11 protein-coding genes are annotated in these 11,750 nt (G+C 66.5%); 6 read left to right on the forward strand and 5 right to left on the reverse strand.

The window, feature by feature from the left end:
• Nucleotides 1–129: 129 nt before the first annotated feature.
• Genes lipB through ACZYZF_RS13715 form a run of 3 tightly spaced genes read left to right on the forward strand, consistent with a single transcriptional unit; the run spans nucleotide 130 to nucleotide 2,510 of the window.
• Nucleotides 130–804: a lipoyl(octanoyl) transferase LipB gene (lipB, locus tag ACZYZF_RS13705; RefSeq protein ID WP_463746700.1), complete on the forward strand. Its 675-nt coding sequence runs from the start codon at nucleotides 130–132 to the stop codon at nucleotides 802–804.
• A 4-nt stretch (nucleotides 805–808) separates the two neighbouring features.
• Nucleotides 809–1,753 (forward strand): lipoyl synthase, encoded by a 945-nt coding sequence (lipA, locus tag ACZYZF_RS13710; protein WP_463746699.1) that lies wholly within the window; start codon nucleotides 809–811, stop codon nucleotides 1,751–1,753.
• 4 nt (nucleotides 1,754–1,757) lie between these two features.
• Complete coding sequence (locus ACZYZF_RS13715) at nucleotides 1,758–2,510, forward strand: DUF4191 domain-containing protein (RefSeq protein ID WP_463746698.1); 753 nt, start codon at nucleotides 1,758–1,760, stop codon at nucleotides 2,508–2,510.
• A gap of 107 nt (nucleotides 2,511–2,617) precedes the next feature.
• Here ACZYZF_RS13715 and ACZYZF_RS13720 read toward each other — a convergent pair whose 3' ends face one another.
• On the reverse strand, nucleotides 2,618–3,094 hold the full coding sequence (locus ACZYZF_RS13720) for an RDD family protein (RefSeq protein ID WP_463835981.1): 477 nt from the start codon (nucleotides 3,092–3,094) through the stop codon (nucleotides 2,618–2,620).
• Nucleotides 3,095–3,249: 155 nt separating this feature from the next.
• Here ACZYZF_RS13720 and glnA (ACZYZF_RS13725) point away from each other — a divergent pair, with 155 nt between their 5' ends.
• The 3 genes from glnA (ACZYZF_RS13725) (at nucleotide 3,250) to ACZYZF_RS13735 (ending at nucleotide 5,808) form a co-directional block, all read left to right on the forward strand.
• A complete protein-coding gene (glnA, locus tag ACZYZF_RS13725) occupies nucleotides 3,250–4,686 on the forward strand; it encodes a type I glutamate--ammonia ligase (protein ID WP_463746696.1) in 1,437 nt (478 codons plus the stop codon).
• A gap of 176 nt (nucleotides 4,687–4,862) precedes the next feature.
• Nucleotides 4,863–5,294 carry a D-aminoacyl-tRNA deacylase gene (dtd, locus tag ACZYZF_RS13730; protein WP_463746695.1) on the forward strand — a complete coding sequence of 144 codons (432 nt, stop codon included), beginning with the start codon at nucleotides 4,863–4,865 and terminating at the stop codon, nucleotides 5,292–5,294.
• 31 nt (nucleotides 5,295–5,325) lie between these two features.
• Nucleotides 5,326–5,808 (forward strand): DoxX family protein, encoded by a 483-nt coding sequence (locus ACZYZF_RS13735; protein WP_463746694.1) that lies wholly within the window; start codon nucleotides 5,326–5,328, stop codon nucleotides 5,806–5,808.
• Here the strand turns inward: ACZYZF_RS13735 and ACZYZF_RS13740 are convergent.
• The 4 genes from ACZYZF_RS13740 to glnA (ACZYZF_RS13755) all read right to left on the reverse strand — a co-directional run bounded on the left by ACZYZF_RS13740 (nucleotide 5,805) and on the right by glnA (ACZYZF_RS13755) (nucleotide 11,740).
• The gene (locus ACZYZF_RS13740) at nucleotides 5,805–6,662 is read right to left on the reverse strand and encodes a TIGR03619 family F420-dependent LLM class oxidoreductase (RefSeq protein ID WP_463835982.1); all 858 of its coding nucleotides are present in this window, start codon (nucleotides 6,660–6,662) and stop codon (nucleotides 5,805–5,807) included. The genes ACZYZF_RS13735 and ACZYZF_RS13740 overlap by 4 nt on opposite strands.
• Nucleotides 6,659–7,288: a PaaI family thioesterase gene (locus tag ACZYZF_RS13745; RefSeq protein ID WP_463746692.1), complete on the reverse strand. Its 630-nt coding sequence runs from the start codon at nucleotides 7,286–7,288 to the stop codon at nucleotides 6,659–6,661. The genes ACZYZF_RS13740 and ACZYZF_RS13745 overlap by 4 nt, the downstream gene beginning before the upstream one ends.
• A 96-nt stretch (nucleotides 7,289–7,384) precedes the next feature.
• Entirely contained in the window at nucleotides 7,385–10,390 is a 3,006-nt protein-coding gene (locus tag ACZYZF_RS13750) for a bifunctional [glutamine synthetase] adenylyltransferase/[glutamine synthetase]-adenylyl-L-tyrosine phosphorylase (RefSeq protein ID WP_463835983.1), read from the reverse strand.
• A gap of 9 nt (nucleotides 10,391–10,399) precedes the next feature.
• The gene (gene glnA / locus ACZYZF_RS13755; protein WP_463746690.1) at nucleotides 10,400–11,740 is read right to left on the reverse strand and encodes a type I glutamate--ammonia ligase; all 1,341 of its coding nucleotides are present in this window, start codon (nucleotides 11,738–11,740) and stop codon (nucleotides 10,400–10,402) included.
• Nucleotides 11,741–11,750 lie beyond the last annotated feature (10 nt).

The raw sequence follows: 11,750 nt of genomic DNA on the forward strand, positions 1-11,750 counted from the left end.
GGTCCGGGGTCCGGGAGCAAGCTGGGTGGGGCCCCCCGCAAGCTGGGTGGGGTCCCCGCGCAAGCTGGGTGGGGTCCCCGCGCAAGCTGGGTGGGGTCCCCGCGCAAGCTGGGGCGTACCGTCGACGCTGTGACATCCATCCGTTCAAAGGCCTCGCCCCTCGAGGTTCGGCGGCTGGGCAGCATCGGCTATGAAGAGGCGTGGGAGCTGCAGCGCGAGATCGCCGACGCCAGGGTGGCCGGCGGTCCCGACACGCTGCTGCTGTTGCAGCATCCCGCCGTTTACACCGCCGGTAAGCGCACCGAAGCCCATGAACGTCCGATGGACGGCACCCCGGTGGTGGACACCGACCGCGGCGGCAAGATCACCTGGCACGGTCCCGGGCAGCTGGTCGGCTACCCGATCATCGGGCTGACCGAGCCGCTGGATGTGGTGAATTTCGTTCGGCGCCTTGAGGAAGCACTCATCAGCGTGTGCGCGGACCTCGGTCTGCAGACGGGTCGGGTCGAGGGACGCTCCGGCGTCTGGGTTGCCGGCAACGGGCTGCGGCCGGCCCGCAAGGTCGGGGCGATCGGTATCCGGGTGTCCCGGGCGACGACGCTGCACGGCTTTGCGCTGAACTGTGACTGCGACCTGTCCGCCTTCTCCTCGATCGTGCCGTGCGGCATCGCCGATGCTGGGGTGACCTCGCTGACGGCCGAACTCGGCCGGCTCGTCACCGTCGACGACGTCACCGACCGTGTCGCCGCCGCGGTGTGCGACGCACTGGACGGACGGCTGGAAGTAGCTCTGAACGTAGGATGAATCTGTGACTGTGGTGCCTGAAGGCCGGAAGCTGCTGCGTCTGGAAGTGCGCAACGCGCAGACGCCGATCGAACGCAAACCACCGTGGATCAAGACCCGGGCCAAGATGGGCCCCGAGTACACCGAGCTCAAGGGGCTGGTGCGCCGTGAGGGCCTGCACACGGTGTGCGAGGAGGCCGGCTGCCCCAACATCTTCGAATGCTGGGAGGACCGGGAGGCCACGTTCCTGATCGGCGGCGAGCAGTGCACGCGTCGGTGCGACTTCTGCCAGATCGACACCGGCAAGCCGGCCGAGTTGGACCGTGACGAACCCCGCCGGGTCGCCGAGAGCGTGCAGGCCATGGGTCTGCGCTACTCGACCGTGACCGGGGTGGCCCGAGATGACCTGCCCGACGGCGGTGCGTGGTTGTACGCCGAAACGGTGCGCTACATCAAACAGCTCAACCCGAACACCGGCGTGGAGTTGTTGGCCCCGGACTTCAACGGCGAGCCGGCACAGCTTCAAGAGGTGTTCGAATCGCGCCCAGAAGTGTTCGCGCACAACGTCGAAACGGTGCCGCGCATCTTCAAGCGGATTCGTCCGGCGTTCCGTTACGACCGCAGCCTCGCGGTGATCACCGCCGCCCGCAACTTCGGCCTGGTCACCAAGTCGAATCTGATCCTCGGGATGGGCGAGACCATCGACGAGGTGCAGACCGCGCTGCGCGACCTGCACGAGGCCGGTTGCGACATCGTCACCATTACCCAGTACCTGCGGCCGTCACCACGTCACCACCCGGTGGAACGCTGGGTGCATCCCGACGAATTCGTCGAGCTGTCGAGCTATGCCGAGGGCCTGGGCTTCGCCGGTGTGCTGGCCGGACCACTGGTGCGCTCGTCGTACCGCGCGGGCAGGCTCTATGCCCAGGCCGCGCGGGTTCGGTTCGCCGATCAGCCCCCCGTATCCTGAAGTAATGGCGAAAACCCGCACTGCCGCAGAAACGAAGGCGGCAAAGGCCGAGGCGAAGGTTGCCCGCAAGGCGGCCTCCAAGCAGCGGCGCAGTCAGCTCTGGCAGGCATTCCAGATCCAGCGCAAAGAGGACAAGCGCCTGCTGCCGTACATGATCGGCGCATTCGTGCTGATCGTGGCGGCCTCGGTGGTCGCCGGTCTGCTCATCGGCGGGTTCACGATGTACACGATGATCCCCCTCGGCGTAGTGCTGGGCGCGCTGGTCGCGTTCATCATCTTCGGCCGCCGGGCCCAGAAGTCGGTGTACAAGAAGGCCGAGGGCCAGACGGGTGCAGCAGCCTGGGCACTGGACAACATGCGAGGCAAGTGGCGAGTCACCCCCGGCGTCGCGGCGACGGGCCATTTTGACGCGGTGCACCGGGTGATCGGTCGGCCCGGCGTCATCTTCGTCGGCGAGGGTTCCGCAACTCGGGTCAAGCCCCTGCTGGCGCAGGAGAAGAAGCGCACCGCACGCCTGGTCGGCGATATCCCGATCTACGACATCGTGGTCGGCAACAGCGAGGGTGAGGTGCCGCTGTCGAAGCTGGAGCGCCACCTGAACAAGCTGCCGGCGAACATCACCGTCAAGCAGATGGATTCGATCGAGTCCCGGCTCGCCGCACTCGGCACCAAGGCCGGCCCGGCCGGGATGCCCAAAGGTCCCATGCCCGCCGGGGCGAAGATGCGCGGCGTGCAGCGCACCGTCCGCCGCAAGTGACCTAGCAAATGACGTAGCCGCCGAGCGTGAACAAGATCGCGAGAATTCTCGATAATCTCGCGATCTTCTTCACATTGGCGGGTTCACCGGGTTCACATTGGCGAGCGCTACCGTCGCACCACCGCGGTCTTCGATGCCAGGTCATGCAAGCCGCGATGATCGGCGTCGGTGAACAGCGCCGGGATCACCAGCACGATCAGCAGGTTGCGGGTGAGCGCTCGGCCCAACCCGACGTGGTCGCGGCCGTCGAGTGGAATCACCGCCAGACCCAGCAGGTACTGGCCCGGGGTGAAGCCGAACAGACGCACCGCGGCGACTCCGATCACCAACCACACCAGCAGGGCGATGTTCCGGAAGTCCATCGAGTACAACAATTGCTCACGGCTCATCAGCCCGAAGGACACCGCCAGCACAGCCGTCAGCCCCAGGGAGATCAGCCAATCGGCCAGGATGGCACCGATACGCCGGCCGAACCGGGCGATCGACCCCGGCCCCTGCGGTGGCAGTCCAAGCCGCTCACCGGGATATCCGCTGGCGGGATCGGAAGACGGTCCGGACAGCCAGGTTCCCATCGTGCGCGACATAGGGCCAGAATAGGCGGGGCCGGTTGAACCACGGTCAGTAGCTCATGTCACAGCGAACAGTCATCGCGTAACTTGCACGCAACATATGGTTGACGACTGCGCAACATCGTGTCCTTAGCGTCAACCCGCGGGTTACCAGTAAAGGAGAACACTCAGTGGCAGAAAAGACGTCCGACGACATCTTCAAGCTGATCAAGGACGAGAACGTCGAGTACGTCGACATTCGCTTCTGCGATCTGCCCGGCGTCGTCCAGCACTTCTCGATCCCGGCGTCGGCATTCGATGCGAGCGTCTTCGAGGACGGCCTCGCGTTCGACGGCTCGTCGGTCCGCGGCTTCCAGTCGATCCACGAATCCGACATGATGCTGCTGCCGGATCCCGACACCGCCCGCATCGACCCGTTCCGCGCCGCCAAGACGCTGAACCTGAACTTCTTCGTGCATGACCCGTTCACCCGTGAGGCGTACTCCCGCGACCCGCGCAACGTGGCCCGCAAGGCGGAGAACTACCTGGCCAGCACCGGTATCGCCGATACCTGCTTCTTCGGTGCCGAGGCCGAGTTCTACATCTTCGACTCGGTGAGCTTCGACTCCAAGATGAACGGCACCTTCTACGAGGTGGATTCCGAGTCGGCGTGGTGGAACACCGGCGAGCCCTTCGAGGCCGACGGCAGCGCCAACCTCGGTTACAAGGTCCGCCCCAAGGGTGGCTACTTCCCCGTCGCGCCGTACGACCACTACGTCGACCTGCGCGACGAGATGTCGACCAACCTGATCAACGCCGGGTTCACCCTTGAGCGCGGTCACCACGAGGTGGGCACCGCCGGCCAGGCCGAGATCAACTACAAGTTCAACACCCTGCTGCACGCGGCCGACGATGTGCAGCTGTTCAAATACATCATCAAGAACACCGCGTGGCAGAACGGCAAGACCGTCACCTTCATGCCCAAGCCGCTGTTCGGTGACAACGGTTCCGGCATGCACGCCCACCAGTCGCTGTGGAAGGACGGCAAGCCGCTGTTCCACGACGAGTCGGGGTACGCGGGCCTGTCGGATCTGGCGCGGCACTACATCGGCGGCATCCTGCACCACGCCCCGTCGCTGCTGGCCTTCACCAATCCGACGGTGAACTCCTACAAGCGTCTGGTGCCGGGCTACGAGGCCCCGATCAACCTGGTGTACAGCCAGCGCAACCGCTCGGCCTGTGTCCGTATCCCGATCACCGGCAACAACCCGAAGGCCAAGCGTCTCGAGTTCCGCTGCCCGGACAGCTCGGGTAACCCGTACCTGGCATTCGCGGCCATGCTGATGGCCGGCATCGACGGCATCAAGAAGAAGATCGAGCCGCTGGCCCCGGTCGACAAGGACCTCTACGAGCTGCCGCCGGACGAGGCCGCCAACATCCCGCAGGCGCCCACGTCGCTGTCCGCGGTGATCGACCGCCTCGAAGAGGATCACGAGTACCTCACCGAGGGTGGCGTGTTCACCGAGGACCTGATCGAGACCTGGATCTCCTACAAGCGGGAGAACGAGATCATGCCGATCCAGATCCGGCCTCACCCCTACGAGTTCAGCCTGTACTACGACGTCTAGGTCGGCACCGCCGACGCGACGTCTAGCCGGCAACACACGAAAAAGCCGGGTGGTTTCCTTCGGGACCGCCCGGCTTTTTCGTGTCTGCCGTCGCCGGTTTCTGCACCAGGGTCGTCGAACCTCGAGAATCTCAGCCCAGGCGTAGAAGTCGAGACCCTCCCCCGCACAATGGACCGATGCGTGTTCTGGTGCAGCGGGTGACATCGGCGAGCGTGACGGTCGACGGCGCGGTGGTGGGAGCCATCGACCCGAACCCCCAGGGGCTGCTCGCCCTGGTCGGTGTCACTCACGAAGACGACGCCGCCAAAGCTCAGAAGATGGCCGAAAAGCTCTGGCAGTTGCGGATTCTCGATGGCGAGCGGTCGGCCGCCGACGTTGCTGCGCCGATCCTGGTGATCAGCCAGTTCACGCTGTACGCCAACACCGACAAGGGCAGGCGGCCGTCCTGGAATGCAGCGGCACCCGGCCCGGTCGCCGAGCCGTTGGTGACTGAATTCGCCGACGCGCTCCAGAAACTGGGCGCCGTTGTACAAACGGGAGTTTTCGGCGCGGACATGCAGGTGGAACTGGTCAATGACGGACCGGTGACGGTCTTGCTGGAGCTGTGAGATTCCTGGGCGTGACGCGTATTGTCAGCCCATGACGACCAATTTTGATGCACGGCTTGCGAGCTATTCCTCGCCTGTGCTGAGTATTTTTCGCATCGTCTTCGGGCTGTTGTTCATGCTGCACGGCAGTATGAAACTCTTTGGCTGGCCATTGGGCGCGTCGATCCCGGTCGGCACGTGGCCGTACTGGTGGGCCGGGCTGATCGAGTTCGTCACCGGTCTGCTGATCACCGTCGGATTGTTCACGCGCATAGCGGCTTTCATCGCTTCGGGTCACATGGCCGTGGCCTACTTCTGGATGCACTGGCCGCCCCTGGAGGGCCCCGCCGCCAGCTTCTGGCCGTTCGACAAGGCAATGGGCGGCAATGGCGGCGAGATGACGATCATGTACTGCTTCGCCTTCTTGCTACTGGCCACCATCGGTGCCGGCACACTCTCGGCGGACGCTCGACGACGTCCCGCGGCACGGACCACCACCGCACCGCGCCGCGGGTTGGGCCGGCTACGGCGTTAGTCGAGCGCGAGATCCTTCCGGAATCGCTTCATCCCGTCGATCTTCTCGGCCAGCGTGGCGCCGGGGCCGGAGTAGAACATCCACGGCATGGTGATGACACCGTGGATTCCGCCGGCCTCGGCACGCGCATAGTGCTCGGGGGTGAAGGCGTCCGTGAGAGGTGTGATGATGGTGAAATCATCCATCGTCAAACCCTTTTCGGCGCGCAGTTCGCGTAACTGGTCGACTCGCTGCAAGGCGGCGTCGGTGGCGATCAGATCGCCGATCCAGCCGTCATGTCGCGCCGCGCGGCGCAGCGCGATATCGGACAGACCGCCGACATAGATCGGGATCGGCGGCGGAGTGGGCTCCATCTCGAGGCGCGGTGTGGAGTAGAACTCGCCGTCGAACTCGGTCCAGCCGGGCTCCCACAACTTCTTCATCAGCTCGAGCATCTCGTCGGTGCGCTTTCCGCGCCGCGCGAACTGCTGGCCCAGCAGCTCGAACTCCTCTTCGCACCAGCCGACCCCGATGCCCAGTTCCAGCCGCCCGCGGGCCAGATAGGCAGCAGTGCCAATGGCTTTGGCGGCCGAATATGGGTCGCGCATCGCGGGCAGATAGACCGTGGTGACGAACTTCAGCCGGGTGGTGATCAGCGCCAGCGCCCCGATCATCACCCACGGGTCCGGCCAGTCGCTGAACGCCTCCCAGCGGCGCTTGCCGTCCTTGGTGTACGGATACGGCGTGGACAGGGTCTCCAGATTCACCACGTGATCCGGGATCCCCATCCCGTCGTAACCGAGATCGTCAGCGGCCTTCGCCACTTCGACGGCCTCCCCGGTGTCCATGAAGGCCATGCTCACGTAGAACTTCATCCGGCGTCCCGTGCCCAGGCCGGAGTGATGAAGACGCCTTCCGCCTCGACGGTGATCCCGTCGCCGTCACTGATGTGGCCCCTCGCAAAGGTTTTGACACCTTCGGTCCGGTCGATGTACGCCTCGGCGCGCAGCGGCCCCAGCGGCGTGCCGCGGCGGTACCGGCACGTGATGGTGCCGGTGTAGCGAGGCTCGTTCAGTCCCCCACTGGCCACCTCGCCGAGAATGTGGTCGAGCACCAGCGCACAGATCCCGCCGTGCACCCAGCCCAGCGGCCCCTCGTAGGCAGCGCCCAGCACGAATTCACTCCAGCAGCTGCCATCGTCGGCGTGCTCGATCACCAGTGGCGGGGCCAGCGCATTACGTAGACCGACGACCGGGTTTGCCCACACCACCGGACGGTTCGTCTCGGCGTGCAGCATGGCTTGTGGCCCGTCGCGCTGTTCGCGGCGCAGTGCTGCGGTGACGGCCTCGACAGCCGTGGTCGCCTCGGCGATGGTCTGCGAGTCGACCTCGGTGCGCACCCCGGCGTCGACGAGTTCGCGCATGGCCCGGGCAAACGGCTCATAGAGTGCTTCGAGCCGGTCGTGCTCGGCCGCGGTGATGACGTCGAACGTGTGCTTCATCGGACTCCCAGTGAATTGGTTATACGCCCTTATTAACACCACCCACTGCGACGCCCTGCACGCGGGGCACTACTCCCCGCTGCATCCATCGGCGGCTCAGCCGCCGAAAATCTTCCGAACCACGCCCTTCGCCCGCCGCGTCACCCGCAGGTAGTTGTCCAGGAACTCCCCGCCGTCGTCGCTGCCCCACCCGGCCGCCAGAGCGACCGCGTTGAGCTGACGGCCCGGGCCGGGCAGCTGATCGGTGGGCTTGCCGCGCACCAGCACCAGGGCATTGCGTGCCCGCGTGGCCGTCAGCCAGGCGTCCCGCAACAGCTCGACGTCGGTCTCGGCGACCAGTTCGGCCGCGCCGATTGCGTCGAGGGTCTGCAAGGTCGAAGTGTTGTGCAGCGCAGGCAGATTGTGTGCGTGGCGCAGCTGAAGCAACTGCACGGTCCACTCGATGTCGGCCAGCCCGCCACGGCCCAGCTTGGTGTGGGTGTTGGGGTCCGCACCGCGGGGCAGCCGTTCGGCATCGACGCGTGCCTTGATCCGACGGATCTCCTGGACGGCTTCGGCCGACACCCCGCCGGCGGGATAACGCGTCTTGTCGGCGATGAGCAGGAAGCGTTCGCCGAGTTCCAGATCACCGGCCACCCGGTGGGCGCGCAGCAGAGCCTGGATCTCCCACGGTTGGGCCCACTGCTCGTAATAGGCCGCATATGACGCCAGCGTGCGCACCAGCGGCCCGCTGCGGCCCTCCGGGCGCAGCCCGGTGTCGACCTCCAGCGGGGGGTCGGCGCTCGGTGTCCCCAACAGGGCCCTGACCTGTTCGGCGATGCTCACCGACCAGCGCACGGCGGCCGATTCCTCGACGCCGGTGTTCGGCTCGCACACGAACATCACGTCGGCGTCGGACCCGTATCCCAGCTCACCGCCACCAAGTCGGCCCATGCCGATCACGGCGATGCGTGCGGGCGCACCGGATTCGGGTGTACTGGCCCGGATCACCGCAACCAGTGCAGCCTGCAGCACGGCGACCCAGACCGCGGTCAGCGCCCTGCACACGTCAGTCACGTCGAGCAGGCCCAGCACGTCCGCCGAGGCGATGCGGGCCAGTTCCCGACGGCGCAGCGTGCGGGCGGCGGCGATGCCGCGCACCGGGTCAGGGTATCGGCCGGCAGAGGCCACCAGCGCGCGGGCCATGCTGTCGGGATCGCCGTCGAGCAGCTTCGGGCCGTTGGGCCCGTCGGCGTACAGCTGGATCACCTCGGGGGCGCGCATCAGCAGTTCGGGGATGTAGGCCGAGGTGCCGAGCACCCGCATCAACCGCTTGGCCACCGCCCCCTCGTCGCGCAGCGTCGACAGATACCAGCGCTGCTCGGCCAGCTCCTCGCTGATCCGGCGGTACGCCAGCAGGCCGGCGTCCGGGTCGGGGGTGTCGGACAACCAGTCCAGCAGGGTCGGCAGCAGCACCTGCTGTACCCGGCCGCGGCGTCCGCTCTGGCCGGTGAGTGCCGCCAGGTGGGTCAGCGCGCTCTGTGGCCCCTCGTAACCCAGTGCGGCAAGCTGTCGTTCGGCCGCCTCGGTGCTCATGCCGGCGCCGATGCCCAGCGCCGGCTGGCCCACCGATTCCAGCAGCGGTTGGTAGAAGAGCTTGGCGTGCAATCGCGACACCCGCATGCTCTGCCGCTTGAGTTCCTCGCGCAGTACGCCCTGAGCGTCGTGGCGGCCGTCGGGGCGCACGTGCGCGGCCCGGGCCAGCCAGCGGTACGCCTCGTCGTCGCTGTCGTCGGGCAGCATGTGGGTGCGTTTGAGCCGCTGCAGCTGCAGCCGGTGCTCGAGCAGCCGCAGGAATTCGTAGGAGGCAGTCAGGTTGGCAGTGTCGTCGCGACCGATGTAACCGCCCTCGCCGAGGGCCGCCAGCGAATCGACGGTGGACGCCACATGCAGGGATTCGTCATTGCGTCCGTGCACCAATTGCAGGAGCTGGACGGCGAATTCGACGTCACGCAGGCCGCCGGTGCCCAGCTTGAGCTCGCGCGCCCGCACTCCGGCCGGGACCAGTTCCTCGACGCGGCGGCGCATGGCCTGCACCTCGGGAACGAAATCCTCACGCTCACAGGCAGTCCACACCATGGGCATGAGTGCCTCGATATAGGCCTTGCCGAGTTCGGCATCGCCCGCGGCGGGCCGCGCCTTGAGCAGTGCCTGGAATTCCCAGGTTTTCGCCCAGCGCTGGTAGTAGGCGACATGGGAATCCAGCGTCCGAACAAGTTGGCCGCGTTTGCCTTCGGGGCGCAATGCGGCGTCGACTTCGAAGAATGCGTCGGCGGCGAACCGCATCATCTCGCCGGCCACCCGGGTGACCGTGGCGAGGTTGTCGTCCGTCTTACCGTCGGCTTCATCTACCAAAGGCTCCCCGACGAAGATTACGTCGACGTCGCTGACGTAATTCAGTTCGCGTGCACCGCATTTGCCCATGGCGACGACCGCCAGCCGGGGCTGCATCCCGTCCTCGCACACCACGCGGTTCGCCACCGTCAGGGCTGCACCCAGCGCGGCGTCGGCCAGGTCGGACAGGTGAGCTGCGACCTCGACGAAGGGCAGCACCGGCTCGTTCTCGACGGTCGAGGCCACGTCCAGCGCGGCCAGGACCAGCAACCGGTCACGGTAGAGATCCCGCAGTGCAGGCACGGCACTGCTTGTGCCCCGGTCGATCTCGGCAGCGTGTCCGGCCGAGGTGAAGATACTGTGCAGCTCGTCGGCGCCGGGGAGTGTCACCGCACCGGCCAGCAACCGCCACGATTGCGGATGGGCTGCGAGGTGATCACCGAGGGCCAACGAGGATCCGAGTACACCGAACAGCCGGCCCCGCAGTGCCTTGTCGGTCAGGAGCTGACGGTTGAGTTCGTCGGCGCCGGCCCCGAGCGCATCGGCCAACCGGACCATGGCCGCCAGCGCGACATCGGGGTCCGGTGCGCGCGACAACGACCACAGCAGCTCGACGTGCGCCTCGGTGTTCCAGCCGAGGTGTTCCAGTTCGGCTGCGGCTTGCGGATGCACCAGACCGAGCCGACCGACACTGGGCAGTTTCGGGCGATCGGTCGCAGGCTTGGCCATCCCCCGACGTTACAGCGACAGGTAGTTCTTCAGCTCGTAGGGCGTGACATGGCTGCGGTAGTTCTCCCACTCTGCGCGCTTGTTACGCAGGAAGTAGTCGAATACGTGCTCCCCCAACGCTTCCGCAACAAGCTCGGAGTTCTCCATGGACTCCAGCGCATTGCCCAGGCTGGACGGCAGTTCGCGGTAGCCCATGGCACGCCGCTCCTCGGGTGTCAGGCTCCAGACGTTGTCCTCGGCCTGCGGGCCCAGCACGTAACCCTTCTCGACACCGCGCAGACCGGCGGCCAGCAGGACGGCGAACGTCAGGTAGGGGTTGCATGCCGAGTCGGGGCTGCGGACCTCGACGCGCCGAGACGATGCCTTGCGGGGGGTGTACATCGGAACCCGCACCAGCGCCGAGCGATTGGCCGCGCCCCACGAGGCCGCGGTGGGCGCCTCGCCGCCGTGCACCAAGCGCTTGTAGGAGTTCACCCACTGGTTGGTGACGGCGCTGATCTCGCTGGCGTGCTCCAGAATGCCGGCGATGAAGGACTTGGCCACATCGGAGAGCTGCAGTGGGTCGTCGGGGCTGTGGAAGGCGTTGGTGTCGCCTTCGAACAAGCTCATGTGTGTGTGCATGGCTGAGCCGGGGTGCTCGCCGAACGGCTTGGGCATGAACGATGCGCGCACGCCGTCGGCCAGGGCGACCTCCTTGACCAGGTAGCGGAAGGTCATCACGTTGTCGGCCATCGACAGCGCGTCGGCGTAGCGCAGGTCGATCTCCTGCTGGCCGGGTGCGCCCTCGTGGTGACTGAACTCCACCGAGATGCCCATCTGCTCCAGTGCCTCGATGGCGTGGCGGCGGAAGTTGGGGGCCGAATCGTGGATCGCCTGGTCGAAGTAGCCGCTGTTGTCGGCCGGAATGGGCACCGACCCGTCGTCTGGTCCGGCCTCGAGCAGGAAGAACTCGATCTCGGGGTGCACGTAGCAGGTGAAGCCCAGGTCGCTGGCCTTGGCCAGCTGGCGACGCAGCACGTGCCGGGAGTCGGCCCACGAGGGCGAGCCGTCCGGCATCGTGATGTCGCAGAACATGCGCGCCGAGTAGTGCTTGCCCGCACTGGTGGTCCAGGGCAGCACCTGGAAGGTGGACGGGTCGGGCCGGGCGACGGTGTCGGATTCCGAGACGCGGGCGAAGCCCTCGATCGAGGACCCGTCGAAACCGATGCCCTCCTCGAAGGCCCCTTCGAGTTCGGCGGGCGCGATCGCTACCGACTTGAGGTAGCCGAGGACGTCGGTGAACCACAACCGAACGAACCGGATATCGCGTTCCTCCAGGGTGCGCAGCACGAATTCCTTCTGGCGGTCCATGCCCGCAGCG

It is taken from the genome of Mycobacterium sp. IDUB_24 (genome assembly GCF_055419385.1).